Consider the following 13,698-nt stretch of genomic DNA (forward strand, 5'->3'; position numbering starts at 1 on the left):
GCGATGCCTCCCATCGATCGCCTGTGCGGCGCGCTCGTCCTCGCCGCCGCGCTCACCCCCGGCCTGGCCGGCGCCGCCGCCGACCCGCGCCAGGGCGAGGCGCTGTACGTGGGGACGACGCCGCTCGCGAACGGCGGCGCGCCGTGCCTCGCCTGCCACGGGCTCGCGGGGCACGGGCTCGCCTTCAGTGCGAGCTTCGGGCCGGACCTCTCGGCCGCGGCGGAGACCTACGACGCGGAGACGCTCGCGGCCGCGCTCGAGGACGTGCCGTTCCCGAGCATGGAGCCCATCTACCGCGGCCACGCCCTCACCGCGCGCGAGCGCGGCGACCTCGCCGCGTTCCTCCTCGAGGCGCGCGCGGCGCCGCCTCCCTCGGGAGGCCCGCTCGGGCGCCTGCTCCTGGAGGCGGGCCTCGTCGCCGCGGCGATCTTCGCGCTCCTCGCCGTCCTGTTCCGCCGCCGCATGCCGCCCGTCTCGGCCGCGCTCGCGCGCGCCCGCCGGGCCGAGGGGGGTTCCCGATGAGCTTCCTGCGTGACGTCCTCGACCCCTCCTCGCGCCGCTGGGAGCGGCTGTGGCGCGACCGGCACCAGCACGACCGGTCCGTGCGCTCGACCCACGGCGTGAACTGCACCGGGAGCTGCTCCTGGAACGTGCACGTGAAGGAGGGGATCGTCGCCTTCGAGACCCAGGCGACCGACTACCCCGCCCTCGAGGGCGTGCCGCCCTACGAGCCGCGCGGCTGCCAGCGCGGCGCGTGCTACTCGACCTACCTCTACTCTCCGCTCCGCGTGAAGACCCCCTACGTGCGCGGCGCCCTCCTCGACGCGTGGCGCGCGGCCAGGGCGGCGGACGCCGATCCGGTCGCGGCCTTCGGCGCGCTCATGGCCGACCCGGCGCGCCGCGCCGCGCTGCAGGCGGCGCGGGGCAAGGGCGGCTTCCGCCGCGCGAGCTGGCAGGAGGCGGTCGAGATCGTCGCGGCCTCCATCGTCCACACCGTGAAGCGCTGGGGCCCGGACCGCGTCATCGGCTTCTCGCCCATCCCGGCCATGTCGATGCTCTCGTTCGCCGCGGGCTCCCGCTTCCTCCAGCTGCTCGGCGGCGTGAACCTCTCGTTCTACGACTGGTACTGCGACCTCCCGAACGCCTCGCCGGAGGTGTTCGGCGAGCAGACCGACGTCGCGGAGAGCGCCGACTGGTTCAACAGCAAGTACGTGCTCGTGCTCGGCTCGAACGTGGCGGTGACGCGCACGCCCGACGCGCACTTCCTCGCGGAGGCGCGCCACGACGGGGCGAAGGTCGTCGTGCTCTCGCCCGACTTCAACCCCACCTGCCGCCAGTCCGACTGGTGGATCCCCGCGCACGCCGGGCAGGACGGCGCGCTGCTCTGCGCGGTGAACCACGTGCTGCTCTCGGAGGTCCACGCCCAGCGCGAGGTGCCGGCGTTCCGCGACTTCCTCACCCGCTACACCGACGCGCCGTTCCTCGTCGCGCTCGACGTGAAGGACGGCGTCGCCGCGCCCGGGCGCATGCTCCGCGCGGAGGCCCTCGGCCGCTACCGCGGCGAGGAGCACGGAGGGTTCAAGTTCCTGGTCTGGGATCGCGCCGCCGACGCCCCGCGCATGCCGCAGGGCACGCTCGGCTTCCGCTGGCAGGCGCGCAAGGGGCAGTGGAACCTGAAGCTCGAGGACGGGCAGGACGGCTCGCCCATCGACCCGGTGCTGTCGTTCCTCGAGCGCCACGACGCGGTGGTCGCGCTCGAGGTGCCCGACTTCGGCTCGGACCGGGTGTGGCGGCGCGGGGTGCCGGTGCGGTTCGTCGAGACGGACGCCGGCCGGGTGGCGGTCGCGACCGTGCAGGATCTGCTCTTCGCGCAGCACGGGGTGGGGCGCGGCCTCGCGGGCGAGTACCCGGCGAGCTACGACGACGCGGAGGCGCCGTTCACCCCCGCCTGGCAGGAGCGGTACACCGGCGTGGACCGCGCGCAGGTCGTGAGGCTCGCGCGCGAGTGGGCGGACACGGCGGAGCGCACCGGCGGGCGCTGCTCCGTCATCATCGGCGCCGGCGTGAACCACTGGTACCACGCGGACCTCGCCTACCGCGCCGCGCTCACGACGCTCATGTTGTGCGGCTGCGTCGGCAAGAACGGCGCCGGCCTCAACCACTACGTCGGCCAGGAGAAGCTCGCGCCGGTGGCGCCGTGGGCCACGCTCGCGGGCGCGCTCGACTGGGCGAAGCCGCCGCGCTTCCAGAACGCGCCCTCGTTCCACTACGTCCACTCCGACCAGTGGCGCTACGAGCACGCCGAGCGGGAGGGCCGGCTCGACCCCGCCTCGCGCGGCGATCGTCCCCACGCGATGGACCACCAGATCCGCGCGGTGCGGCGCGGCTGGCTCCCGTTCTACCCTCAGTTCGACCGGAGCTCGCTCGAGGTCGCGCGCGAGGCGGCCGAGGCCGGCGGGGCGGAGCCGAAGGCCATGACCGCCCACGTGGCGCGCGCGCTGGAGGAGAAGCGCGTGCGGCTCGCGGTGGAGGATCCCGACGCGCCCGAGGCCTGGCCGCGGGTGCTCCTCGCCTGGCGCGGCAACGCGCTCTCCTCGAGCGCCAAGGGCCACGAGTACTTCCTGCGCCACTACCTCGGCGTGAAGGCGCTCTCGATCGCGGAGGAGTCGCCGGAGGGCGCCCGCGAGGCGGTGGTGCGCCCCGCGCCGGAGGGGAAGCTCGACCTCGTGGTCGCGCTCGACTTCCGCATGACCACCACCGGGCTCCTCGCCGACGTGGTCCTGCCGGCGGCGACCTCGTACGAGAAGGACGACCTCTCCTCGACCGACCTCCACTCCTTCGTCCACCCGATGCAGGCGGCGGTCCCGCCCTGCTGGGAGGCGAAGAGCGACTTCGACGCCTTCGCGGCCCTCGCCGACGCGGTCACGGCGCTCGCGAAGGCGCACCTCCCCTCCCCCGTGCTCGACGTGGTCGCGACCGCGATCGCGCACGACACGCCCGCGGAGATGGGCGATCCCGAGGCGCCGGACTGGGCCGACGGCGCGGCGCCGCTCGTCCCCGGCCGCAACGCCCCGGCGCTGGCGATCGTCGAGCGCGACTACGCGCACCTCGCCGAGCGCTTCCGCGCGCTCGGGCCGCTCGCCCGCGAGCAGGGCATCGGCGCCCACGGCCTCGGCTGGCCCATCGCCGACCTCTACGACGAGCTCCTGCGCGAGCGGCCCACCGTCGCCTTCGGCGGGAAGACCTACCCGTCGGTCGCGACGGCCCGCGACGCCGCGAACGTGGTGCTCCACCTCGCGCCCGAGACGAACGGCGAGGTCGCCTGGCGCGCCTTCCACGAGGAGGAGAAGAAGGTCGGCCTCCCGCTCGCGGACCTCGCCGAGGGCACGCGCGGGGTGCGCACCACCTTCGAGGACCTCGCGGCCCAGCCGCGCCGCGTGCTGACGAGCCCGTGCTGGTCCGGGATCGTGAACGACGGCCGGCCCTACGCGGCGTACACGCTCAACGTCGAGCGGCTCGTCCCCTGGCGGACGCTCACCGGGCGCGCGCACCTCTACCTCGACCACCCCGGCTTCCTCGCCGCCGGCGAGGGGCTCCCCACCTACAAGCCGAAGCTCGATCCGGCGCTGCTGCAGGACCTCGACGCCACGCAGGCGGACGGGCCGGCGCTGAAGGTGAACTTCATCACCCCGCACGGAAAGTGGAGCATCCACTCCACCTACGGCGACACCGTGCGGATGCTCACCCTCTCGCGCGGGCTCCACCCGCTCTGGCTCAACGACCGCGACGCCGCCGGGTGCGGGATCCGCGACGGCGACTGGGTCGAGGTCGTGAACGACCACGGCGCCGTGGTGACGAAGGCGGTGGTGAGCGCGCGCGTGCCGCGCGGCATCGCGATGCAGTACCACGCGCCCGAGCGGACGATCGCCACGCCGCGGACGCCCGCGCGCGGGGGCCGCCGCGCGGGCGTGCACAACTCGCTCATGCGCATCCGGCTCAAGCCCACGCTCATGCTCGGCGCCTACGGGCAGATCTCGTACGGCTTCAACTACTGGGGTCCCACCGGGACGAACCGCGACGCTTACGCGCTCGTGCGCAGGCTCGAGCGCGCGCCGGAGTACTGACGACCGCGATGGCACGGCAACGTTCAACGAGCGAAGCGAGCCCGCCGGGGCGCCCGTTCAATTGGAGACGGCCATGACGATGGAAGTGCGCGCGCAGCTCGCGTCGGTGTTCCACCTCGACAAGTGCATCGGCTGTCACACCTGCTCGGTGGTCTGCAAGAACCTGTGGACCGACCGGCGGGGCTCCGAGCACATGTGGTGGAACAACGTCGAGACGCGGCCCGGGACGGGCTACCCCGCGCTTTGGGAAGACCAGGAGCGCCACCGCGGCGGGTTCGTGGTGGAGGACGGCGAGCTCCGGCTCCGCCTCGGCGGCCGCGGCAGCATCCTCGAGCACCTGTTCCAGGCCCCGCGCCTCCCCACGCTCGACGACCAGTACGAGCCGTGGACGTACCGCTACGAGGACCTGTTCCAGGCGAAGGCCTCGGACGACCTGCCCACCGCGCGGCCGGTGTCGGCCGTGACGGGCCTGCCGATCGACCCGAGCGCCGGACCGAACTGGGACGACGACCTCGCCGGCTCGAGCGTGCACGCCGCCGCGGATCCCAACCTCGCCGCGCTCGAGCCGGCGGAGCGCGAGGCGCTCCTCGCGCTCGAGGGGATCGTCTTCTTCCACCTGCCCCGCACCTGCAACCACTGCCTAAACCCGGCCTGCGCCGCGGCCTGCCCGTCCGGCGCCATCTACAAGCGCGGCGAGGACGGGATCGTGCTCATCGACCGGGAGGCCTGCCGCGGGTGGCGCATGTGCGTCCCGGCCTGCCCGTACAAGAAGACGTTCCACTCGTGGTCTGAGGGGAAGTCGGAGAAGTGCATCGGCTGCTACCCGCGCGTCGAGAGCGGCGAGCCCCCCGCCTGCTTCCAGGCGTGCGTCGGGAGGATCCGCTACCAGGGCGTCCTGCTCTTCGACGCGGAGGCGGCCCTGCGCGCCGCGCGCGCGCCGGAGCACGATCTCGTCGCCGCGCAGCGCGCCGCGCTGCTCGACCCCGCCGACCCGGAGGTCGTCGCGGCGGCGCGGCGGAGCGGGATCTCCGACGCGACCCTCGACGCCGCGCGGCGCTCGCCCGCCGATCGGTTCGTGCGGCAGTGGGAGGTGGCGCTGCCGCTCCACCCCGAGTTCCGCACGCTGCCCATGGTCTTCTACGTGCCGCCGCTCTCGCCGGTGCGGACCGGCGCCGCTGACGGCGCGGCCCTCACCCCGGCCGACGCCCAGCGCATCCCGGTCCGCTACCTCGCGGCGATGTTCGCGGCGGGCAACGACGAGGTCGTCCGGTCCGCGCTCAGGCGGCTCGTCGCGGTGCGCACCCGCCGCCGCGCGGCCACGGTGGGCGACGTCAGCGAGGCGGACGCGGCCGAGGCGCTCCGCACGGCCGGGCTCACGCCCGAGGTGGCGGACGCGCTCCACCGGCTCACCGTGTACCCCACGCTCCGCGAGCGCGTGGTGCGGCCGCCCGGCGGGCGCGAGGCCGAGACCGAGCAGCTCGTCGGCCTGCAGGGCCTCGCCGGGCTGCGCGCGAGGGTACCGTGACCGCGCCCGCGCTCTCGCGCGAGGCGGCGCGCGCGTTCGCCGACCTCCTGTCCTACCCCGACGACGCGCTCCCCGGCCGGCTGCGCGCCCACGCGAGCCACCTCCCGGGCGGGATCGGCGCCGCGCTCGACACGCTCGCCGACCGGCTCGCGCTGCTCGGCCCGGGCGGCGCGGAGGAGCTCTACACGGCCACCTTCGATCTCCGCCCCGCGGTGAGCCCGTACGCCGGGATCCACCTCTGCGGCGAGGGGCCCCGGCGGAACGCCCTCCTCGCCCACCTCGCGGCGCTGCGCGCGGAGGCGGGCCTCCCCCGCGCGAGCGAGGTGCCCGACCACTTCGCCGAGCTCCTCCGCTACGTCGCGGAGGCGCCGGAGGGCGGCGAGGCCGACGACGTCGCCGCGCTCGTCCTCGCGCCCGCCGCCCGCCGCGCGGCCGCCGCGCTCGACCACGACCACCCGTACCGGGCCGCCCTCGAGGCGCTCGCCGCCGCGCTGCCCGCGCCGGCCGGCCCGCCCGTCGCGCCCCAGGAGGCCGGACCATGACGGACCTCGTCCTCTTCGCCGTCGTCCCGTACGTCGCCGTCGCCCTCGCCGCGGCCGGGCTCGTCCTCCGCCACGCGGGGGCGGGCGCCCCCATCTCCGCGCGCTCCTCGCAGCTCCTCGAGTCGCGCCTCCTCCACTTCGGCGCGGTCCCGTGGCACGTCGCGATCCTCGCCATCCTCTCCGCGCACGCCTTCGCGGCGCTCGCCCCGCGCACGATGGGCCGCGTGCTCGGCGACCCGGCGCGGCTGCACCTCCTCGAGGTGACGGGCCTCGCGCTCGGCGCCTGGGCGCTCGCCGCCGGCGCGCTCCTCCTCTGGCGGCGGCTCGCCCTGCCCCGCGTGCGCGCCGTCACGAGCGCCATGGACGTCGTGGTCCTCGCGCTCCTCGTCCTGCAGGTCGGGCTCGGCCTGTACGTGACGCTCTCGCTGCGCTGGGGCTCGATCTGGTACCTGCACACGGCCGCCCCGTGGCTGCGCTCGCTCTTCACCCTCTCGCCGGATCCAGCCTTCGCGGCCGTGCTGCCGACGCCGGTGAAGCTCCACGCGGTGCTCGCGTTCGTGCTCGTGGCGCTCATCCCGTTCTCGCGCCTCGCCCACGTCGTCTCGTTCCCGCTGCGCTTCGCCGGCGGCGTCCGCGGCCGCACGGTCTGGGCGCGCGCCCCCGCCGGCGTGGACCTGCCCCGGCCCGCCGCCGCGGTGCTGCGCTCCCGCGCGCTCGAGCCGCAGGTGCTCTCGGTGTGGGACCCGGAGGACGCGGCGGCGTGGGCGCGGAGCGGCGAGGCGACTGCCCGGCGCAACCTCTGGATCTCGATCTTCGCGCTCTTCCTCGCGTTCTGCGTGTGGATGGTCTGGAGCGTCGTCGTGGTCCGGCTGCCCGACGTGGGCTTCGCGCTCGACACCGGCCAGCTCTTCTGGCTCGCCGCGCTGCCGGGGCTCTCCGGGGCCACGCTCCGGATCTTCTACTCGTTCGCGGTCCAGCTGTTCGGCGGGCGCCTGTGGACGACGATCACCACCGCCTCGCTGCTCGTCCCCGCGATCGGCATCGGCCTCGCGGTGCAGGACCCCACGACGCCCTACCCCGTGCTGCTCGTCCTCGCCCTCCTCGCCGGCCTCGGCGGCGCGAACTTCGCCTCGAGCATGGCGAACATCGGCTTCTTCTTCCCGGGCGCGAGGAAGGGCACCGCGCTCGGCCTCAACGGCGGCCTCGGGAACCTGGGCGTGTCCGGGATGCAGCTCCTCGTGCCCTTCGCCATCACCGCCGGCGTGTTCGGCGCCCTGGGCGGCGCGCCCCAGGTCGCGGTGAAGAACGGCGTGGAGCAGCACCTGTGGCTGCAGAACGCCGGCTTCGTGTGGGTGCCCTTCATCCTCCTCGCGACGGCGCTCGCCTGGCTCGGCATGGACGACGTCGCGAGCGCGCGGGCCTCGTTCCGGGAGCAGGCGCGCATCTTCCGCAAGCGGCACACCTGGATCGTCTCGGCCCTCTACCTGGGATCCTTCGGCTCGTTCATCGGCTTCTCGGCCGCGCTGCCGCTGCTCGTGAAGGGGTCGTTCCCCGGCGTGGACCCGGTGCGCTACGCGTTCCTCGGCCCGCTCGTGGGCGCGCTGTTCCGGCCGGTGGGCGGGTGGCTCGCCGATCGCGTCGGCGGCGCGCGCGTGACGCTGTGGAACTTCCTCGCCATGGCCGGGCTCGCGCTCGCCGTGCTCTCGTTCCTGCCCCGCGGCGGCGCGGCGGGCCACTTCGCCCCGTTCCTCGGCGCGTTCGTGCTCCTCTTCGCCGCGACGGGGGTGGGGAACGGCTCCACCTACCGCATGATCCCGGCGATCTTCGCGGCCCTGAACCGCGCGCCCGCGGGCGCCTCCCCCGCCGCGCTGGCGGCGGCGCGCCGCGCGGCCGCCACGGAGTCCGCCGCGGTCGCGGGGTTCGCGTCGGCGGTGGCCGCGTACGGCGCCTTCTTCGTCCCGAAGGCATTCGGGACCTCGGTCGCGCTCACCGGCGGGCCGGGCGCGGCGATCGTCGGCCTCGTCGCGTACTACGCCCTCGCCGTCGCCGCGACCGCGTGGTGGTACGCGCGCAGGGGCGCGGCGATCAGCTGCTGAGCGCGCCCGCCGCGGCGGGCCGAGCGGAGGACGCGGGGAGCGGGCGGCGTCGCGGGGGGAGGCGGCGCCGCCTCCCCCTTCACCAGCTGTACCCCATGCCGAGCTTCAGGTAGGGCCCGTCCTCGCCGCCGGTGTAGCTCGTGAAGTTCTCGTCCTGCGCGTCCCCCGCGAGCCGGGCGCCCCACCCGCCGCCCACGCTGGAGGTGAAGCCGCTCGCGTGGATCATGTTGAAGCCGATCTCCGCGGCCACCCCGACGCGCGCGAAGTTCGAGGAGCCCTGGACGGTCTCGCGTCCGAAGCTGAGGTCGATGCGCGGCCCGATGCGGAGCCCCTCGTTGTTGTGCCCGAAGACGAACAGGTCGGCGCCGCTCCCGAGCCCGAAGGAGCTCACGTTTCCGTTCGAGGCGTTCGTGCGCGAGTACCGCGCCGAGACGAGCCACGACGCGTGCTCCCACGGGAAGGGCCGGATGTAGGTGGCGTTGACGCCGAGCCCGCTGAACCAGCCGAGCGGGTTCGTGACGACGGTGTTGTCCACCGCTCCCCGGGAGGTCATCCCCATGCCGACGCGCCGCTCCCGGAACTCGCTCGGAGGCTGCGTGAAGCCGGTGGGGATGCTCTCGCCGGGCGGCGGGGTCGCCGTGCCGACACCGGGTGCGACCGTCCCGCCCTGGCGCACGAGCCCCTCGCAGCTCGCGCGGAGCGCCGTGACGTCCACCCCGGACTCCACACGCCCGTTCAGCAGCTCGACGCACGAATCGGCGAGCGTGCGGCCGGGGGGAGCCACGCGAGGCTGCCCGGCCGGCGCCGCGGACGCCGTCGGCTGCTGCGGCGCAGGGGCCTGCTGTGGCGCAGGGGCCTGCTGCTGCGGCGTGACGGCCTGCGGCGCAGGGGCCTGCTGCTGTGGCGCGGCGGCCTGCTGCTGCGGCGCGGCGGCCTGCTGCTGCGGCGCGGCGGCCTGCTGCTGCGGCGCGACGGCCTGAGGTGCCGCCGACTGCTGCGGCGCCGCGGCGGATTGCTGTTGAGACTCGGCCTGCCCCTCCGCGGTCGCGGCGACGAGCGCCGCGAGCGTGGCCGCCAAGAGCTTCCTTTGCATGGCCCCCTCCCGCCGCGTGCGCCCGCCCGCACCGTCGCCGGCCGGCGATCCTGGCCGCGGCTCCGGGTACTTCCCCGGAGCTAAGCGTGTGCACGGGGGCACCCCGGGCGCATCCGGCGAGCGTGCGACGCCCGGGCGAGCCGGGCGCGAGCTCACCCGAGCGTGCGCGCGGCGAGGAGGCCCACGAACCCCGCGGCGAGGCACCCCAGGAGCGTGAGGGCGACGTTCGCGAGCGCGTGCGCCGGGCCGCGCTCGAGGAGGGCGAGCGTCTCGTAGTTGAACGACGAGTAGGTCGTGAAGCCGCCGAGGATCCCCGCCCCGAGGAAGAGCCGCACCTCCGGCGAGATCCCCTCCCGCGCCCCCGCGAGCCCCATGAGCAGCGCGAGCAGGAACGAGCCCACGACGTTCACGATGAGCGTACCGCGCGGGAAGTCGGCGCCGAGCGCGCGCGCCGCCCAGGTCGAGACGAGGTAGCGCGCGCCGCTGCCGAGCGCGCCGCCCGCGCACACGATGAGGAGCCGGATCACGGCCGCCGGTCTATCGCGGCCGGCGCCGATCCGCAACGGTGCGGCGCCGCGCTGGACGACCGTTCGCGGCCCCGCCGCGATGCGCGGGTCGCCCCGGCGGGCTCGCCTCGCTCGCGGACCGTTTCCAAAATCCCGATCGCTCGTCTAGGCTCGCCTCGGCCCTTCTCCCTCGCACCGGAGGTCACCCATGATGAAGAGACGCGTCGCCCTCGTGACGGGCGCGAGCCGCGGCATCGGCGCGGCGACCGCGAAGCTCCTCGCGCGCCACGGCGCCGCCGTGGCCGTCAACTGGTTCCAGAGCGAGGAGGCGGCGCGCGCCGTCGTGGACGAGATCCGCGCCGCGGACGGGCGGGCGGTCGCGGTGCGGGCCGACGTGCGCGATCCCGGGCAGGTCGCGGGGATGGTCGCGGAGGCGGAGGCGGCGCTCGGCCCCATCGACACGCTCGTGGTGAACGCGTCGATCTCGTTCCCCATCCGCCCGTTCGTCGAGTACCGCTGGGCGGACTTCCAGGCGAAGCTCGACGGTGAGCTGGGCGCGGCGTTCCACTGCTGCCAGGCGGTCGCCCCCGGCATGATCGCCCGCGGGTCCGGCTGCATCGTGGCGATCTCGAGCGGCCTGTCCCGCCACCCCGGCCCGGGCTTCTGCGCCCACAGCACCGCCAAGGCCGGGCTCGACGCCTTCGTCCGCGGGCTCGCGCTCGAGCTGGGGCCCCACGGCGTCCGCGTGAACGCCGTCGCGCCTGGGCTCACCGACACCGACGCGACCGCTCATCAGCCGGCCGCCCAGAAGGAGGCGATGGCCCGGATGACGCCGCTCCGCCGGATCGGGGTGCCCGAGGACGTCGCGGGCGCGGTGCTGATGGTGGCGTCCGAGCACGGGCGCTTCCTCACCGGCGTGTACGTGCCGGTGAGCGGCGGCGCGCTCATGGCCTGAACGGCCGATCACGATCCGCGAACAGGCGAGCGAAGCGAGCCCGCCGGGGCGACGCCGGCGAAGCGGCGAAGCCGCTCGCGGCGGCGCACGGGACCCGGCGAGCAGGGGTGGGGTCCCCGACGACGGCGGTCAGCCGTCGGCGGGGCGGGGGCGCCGCCCCCGTTCGAACATGGCTGGCCGCTACCGCGCCGGCGCCGGCGGCTGCAGGGCGTCGAGCGCGCGGGCGTAGGCGGCGGCGTCGAAGCGGCCGCCCTTGAGCGCGGCGTCGAGCGCGTCCGCCGCCACGCGCCCCACCACGTGCAGCGCCTCGTGGCGCGTGAGGCCGCCGGCCACGAGCCGCTCGACCGCGCCGCGCGCCTGCGGCGGCTCGCCCGAGGCGAGCTGGTCCTCCACCACGAGGTGGAGCGCTGCGTGGACGCGCGGCTTCGGCATCGGCGGGTGCGGTCGGGAGAGCGCGTGGTGGTGCGCCTCGACCGCGCGCAGGCGCTCCTCCTGCGGGACGTCCTTCCAGGCGCGCGGCTCGGGCGCGCGATCGGCGTCGTAGTCCATGCTCGGCGCGGACCTTAGCGCCGCGCCCGGAGGCGCCGCAACCCGCCGCGAGGCGAAGGCGCGCGCAGCATCGGACGACGAACAGGCGAGCGAAGCCCGCCGTCAGTACACGTGACACCCGACGCACAGCGGTCGGGTGGCCACCGCCTCGCCCGGCCGGGGCCGCCGTGCCTGCGCCTTGCCCGCGTCCTCTCCGGGGAGGACGGCGCGAGGATCGGGCGCGAGCCGCGCCTCGGCGCCGGGCGGGAGCGCGACGTGGGCGGCCCAGGGCGAGTCGGCGTCGTGACAGGTCGCGCACCGCACCTCCCCCTCGGGCAGCCGGATCTGCCGGCGGGCGACCTCTGCGGGATCGCGCAGCGCGGACGAGCGACCCGCCTGGGCCTGCGCGTACGAGAAGTCCACGGGGTGCGTATGGCCTTCGCGCCCGCGCGGGTGGCAGGCCACGCACGCGGCGCTCGACGCGGTCGCCTGGGGCGAATGAAGCGCGCACGCTCCGGCGGCATCGGCGGTCGCCGGAGCCGGCACCTCCGCCCCGGCCGGCGCGGCGAGCGCCCAGAACGTGAGCACTGCGACCGGTGCACGCCTCGTCATGACCGCCTCCTCGACAGAACGAGATAGTGGCGCTCAACCCCGGCGAGGAGACCCCGTCACGGCGCGGAACGGGCTCCGGGGGGAACCGGCTGCGCTCGTCCGTTAAGTCGGACACTCATCCGTTGTCCGCTTGACAGGAGTTTCGTCCGTCATCTAGGATTCGCACACGATGCGCGCCCTCCCCGCCTCCTCCCGCTCCGCCGCGCGTCGGACGCTCCACCGGCGATGCATGTGTCGCCGGCCGGCGCCTCCCGCGCGAATGCGCGGCTGAGCGCCGGCGAGCTCCTTCACCCCGTTCGAGTAGACGCGCCGGCCGTCACGGGCTGCCGGACGGCGCGTCCCTGGCGAAGCCCTGCGCACCGCACGAGGAACTCCCATGTCCGCCGCTCCTCCCTCCACGCTCCCCTGGCACCGCCGCGAGGACACCTGGGCGATCCTGATCGCGCTCGGGATCGTGCTCGCCGTCACCTCCGCCTTCTTCCTCGGCGCGACGCGGCTCGTCTCGACGGCGGCGCTCTCCTTCCCCGCCTGGTCGGACGCCGGGAAGGTGCTCGCGACGCTGCAGGCGAACCCGGCCTCGCCCCTCGTGCTCTTCGGCGTCTTCCTCGCGCTCTTCGGCGCCGCCTCGGCGGTGATCGGCTGGGACGTCGCGAAGTACGCCGCCGGGTTCGGCGTGCTGTTCGTGTTCTCGATCGTGGTCGCGATCCTCGGCTCGAACGAGGTCCTGAAGGCCTGGCAGCTCGAGCCGCCCCTCCTCGCGCTCGTGGTCGGCATGGTGCTCGGGAACGCCGTCGCGCTGCCGCGCTGGTTCCAGTCGGCGCTCCGCACCGAGTTCTACGTCAAGGTCGGCATCGTGCTCATGGGCGCGACGCTGCCGTTCACGATCATCCTCCAGGCCGGCCCGCTCGCCATCCTGCAGGCGACGATCGTGGCCGTGACGACCTTCGCCGCGATCTACCTCGCCGCGACCCGGCTGTTCGGCCTCGATCCGCGCTTCGGCGCCACGCTCGGCGCGGGCGGCTCGATCTGCGGCGTGTCGGCGGCCATCGCCATCGGCGGCGCGTGCCGCGCGGAGAAGAGCCACGTCTCTGTGGCGATCTCGATGGTGATCCTCTGGGCCGTCGCGATGATCTTCCTCCTCCCCGTCGGGGCCCGGCACCTCGGCCTCGGCCCCGGCCAGGCCGGCGCCTGGATCGGCACCTCGGAGTTCGCCGACGCCGCGGGCTTCGCCGCCGCCGCCACCCTCGGCGACGAGCGCGCCATCAAGACGTTCACGCTCATGAAGGTGGTCGGGCGCGACATGTTCGTGGGGGTGTGGGCGCTCGTGGTGGCCTTCCTGTCGGTCACGCGCTGGGAGCGGAAGGGCGCCGCCGAGGCGGAGCGGGTCCGCCCGGCCGAGATCTGGCAGCGCTTCCCCAAGTTCATCCTCGGGTTCCTCGTCGCCTCGCTCGCCGTGACGGTCGTGCTCGCCTCCGTCGACTCGAAGATCGGGACGCAGTTCTCCAAGGAGGCGATCGGGCCCCTCAAGAACCTGCGCGGCTGGGCGTTCACCTGGACGTTCCTCTCGATCGGCTTCACGACCCGCTTTCGCGAGCTGACCCGGTTCGGCTGGCGCCCGTTCGCCGCGTTCGCGCTCGGCGTCCTCGTGAACGTCCCGCTCGGCTACTGGCTCTCCACCTCCGTGTTCGCGTCCTACTGGGACGCGGTGAAGTAGGAG

The 13,698-nt window shown here is 75.1% G+C and carries 11 protein-coding genes; 7 read left to right on the forward strand and 4 right to left on the reverse strand.

The window, feature by feature from the left end:
* The first annotated feature begins 3 nt into the window (after window positions 1-3).
* The 5 genes from MNZ29_RS03685 to narI all read left to right on the forward strand — a co-directional run bounded on the left by MNZ29_RS03685 (window position 4) and on the right by narI (window position 8,287).
* Window positions 4-522: a hypothetical protein gene (locus tag MNZ29_RS03685; protein WP_242352901.1), complete on the forward strand. Its 519-nt coding sequence runs from the start codon at window positions 4-6 to the stop codon at window positions 520-522.
* Complete coding sequence (locus MNZ29_RS03690) at window positions 519-4,124, forward strand: nitrate reductase subunit alpha (RefSeq protein WP_242352904.1); 3,606 nt, start codon at window positions 519-521, stop codon at window positions 4,122-4,124. The genes MNZ29_RS03685 and MNZ29_RS03690 overlap by 4 nt, the downstream gene beginning before the upstream one ends.
* Before the next feature lie 73 nt (window positions 4,125-4,197).
* A complete protein-coding gene (gene narH / locus MNZ29_RS03695; protein ID WP_255821417.1) occupies window positions 4,198-5,649 on the forward strand; it encodes a nitrate reductase subunit beta in 1,452 nt (483 codons plus the stop codon).
* Window positions 5,646-6,191 (forward strand): molecular chaperone TorD family protein, encoded by a 546-nt coding sequence (locus MNZ29_RS03700; RefSeq protein ID WP_242337844.1) that lies wholly within the window; start codon window positions 5,646-5,648, stop codon window positions 6,189-6,191. Before narH ends, MNZ29_RS03700 begins: the two co-directional genes overlap by 4 nt.
* Window positions 6,188-8,287 (forward strand): respiratory nitrate reductase subunit gamma, encoded by a 2,100-nt coding sequence (gene narI / locus MNZ29_RS03710; protein WP_277957209.1) that lies wholly within the window; start codon window positions 6,188-6,190, stop codon window positions 8,285-8,287. The genes MNZ29_RS03700 and narI overlap by 4 nt, the downstream gene beginning before the upstream one ends.
* A gap of 79 nt (window positions 8,288-8,366) precedes the next feature.
* On the opposite strand, the gene MNZ29_RS03715 is transcribed toward narI, so the two are convergent.
* Both MNZ29_RS03715 and crcB read right to left on the reverse strand, forming a co-directional pair.
* Window positions 8,367-9,380: a hypothetical protein gene (locus MNZ29_RS03715; protein ID WP_242337846.1), complete on the reverse strand. Its 1,014-nt coding sequence runs from the start codon at window positions 9,378-9,380 to the stop codon at window positions 8,367-8,369.
* 152 nt (window positions 9,381-9,532) lie between these two features.
* Window positions 9,533-9,907, reverse strand: a complete 375-nt coding sequence (gene crcB / locus MNZ29_RS03720; RefSeq protein ID WP_242337848.1) for a fluoride efflux transporter CrcB — start codon at window positions 9,905-9,907, stop codon at window positions 9,533-9,535.
* Window positions 9,908-10,094: 187 nt separating this feature from the next.
* On the opposite strand from crcB, the gene MNZ29_RS03725 reads away from it, so the two are divergent.
* Complete coding sequence (locus MNZ29_RS03725) at window positions 10,095-10,841, forward strand: SDR family NAD(P)-dependent oxidoreductase (RefSeq protein ID WP_242337850.1); 747 nt, start codon at window positions 10,095-10,097, stop codon at window positions 10,839-10,841.
* A 180-nt stretch (window positions 10,842-11,021) separates the two neighbouring features.
* On the opposite strand, the gene MNZ29_RS03730 is transcribed toward MNZ29_RS03725, so the two are convergent.
* Window positions 11,022-11,390 (reverse strand): DUF1841 family protein, encoded by a 369-nt coding sequence (locus MNZ29_RS03730; protein WP_242337852.1) that lies wholly within the window; start codon window positions 11,388-11,390, stop codon window positions 11,022-11,024.
* A gap of 102 nt (window positions 11,391-11,492) precedes the next feature.
* Complete coding sequence (locus MNZ29_RS03735; RefSeq protein ID WP_242337854.1) at window positions 11,493-11,981, reverse strand: hypothetical protein; 489 nt, start codon at window positions 11,979-11,981, stop codon at window positions 11,493-11,495.
* A 376-nt stretch (window positions 11,982-12,357) separates the two neighbouring features.
* Here MNZ29_RS03735 and MNZ29_RS03740 point away from each other — a divergent pair, with 376 nt between their 5' ends.
* The gene (locus tag MNZ29_RS03740; RefSeq protein ID WP_242337856.1) at window positions 12,358-13,695 is read left to right on the forward strand and encodes a YeiH family protein; all 1,338 of its coding nucleotides are present in this window, start codon (window positions 12,358-12,360) and stop codon (window positions 13,693-13,695) included.
* Window positions 13,696-13,698: the final 3 nt, after the last annotated feature.

This window comes from Anaeromyxobacter sp. SG64 (assembly GCF_022690745.1).
In the GTDB taxonomy this organism is placed as follows: domain Bacteria; phylum Myxococcota; class Myxococcia; order Myxococcales; family Anaeromyxobacteraceae; genus Anaeromyxobacter; species Anaeromyxobacter soli.

What these genes read in the sequence shown, in the direction of transcription:
- MNZ29_RS03685 (WP_242352901.1), top strand. Translation starts at nt 4, where the DNA reads ATGCCTCCCATCGATCGCCTGTGCGGCGCGCTCGTCCTCGCCGCCGCG.
- MNZ29_RS03690 (WP_242352904.1), top strand. Translation starts at nt 519, where the DNA reads ATGAGCTTCCTGCGTGACGTCCTCGACCCCTCCTCGCGCCGCTGGGAG.
- narH (WP_255821417.1), top strand. Translation starts at nt 4,198, where the DNA reads ATGACGATGGAAGTGCGCGCGCAGCTCGCGTCGGTGTTCCACCTCGAC.
- narI (WP_277957209.1), top strand. Translation starts at nt 6,188, where the DNA reads ATGACGGACCTCGTCCTCTTCGCCGTCGTCCCGTACGTCGCCGTCGCC.
- MNZ29_RS03715 (WP_242337846.1), bottom strand. Translation starts at nt 9,380, where the DNA reads ATGCAAAGGAAGCTCTTGGCGGCCACGCTCGCGGCGCTCGTCGCCGCG.
- MNZ29_RS03725 (WP_242337850.1), top strand. Translation starts at nt 10,095, where the DNA reads ATGATGAAGAGACGCGTCGCCCTCGTGACGGGCGCGAGCCGCGGCATC.
- MNZ29_RS03730 (WP_242337852.1), bottom strand. Translation starts at nt 11,390, where the DNA reads ATGGACTACGACGCCGATCGCGCGCCCGAGCCGCGCGCCTGGAAGGAC.
- MNZ29_RS03735 (WP_242337854.1), bottom strand. Translation starts at nt 11,981, where the DNA reads ATGACGAGGCGTGCACCGGTCGCAGTGCTCACGTTCTGGGCGCTCGCC.
- MNZ29_RS03740 (WP_242337856.1), top strand. Translation starts at nt 12,358, where the DNA reads ATGTCCGCCGCTCCTCCCTCCACGCTCCCCTGGCACCGCCGCGAGGAC.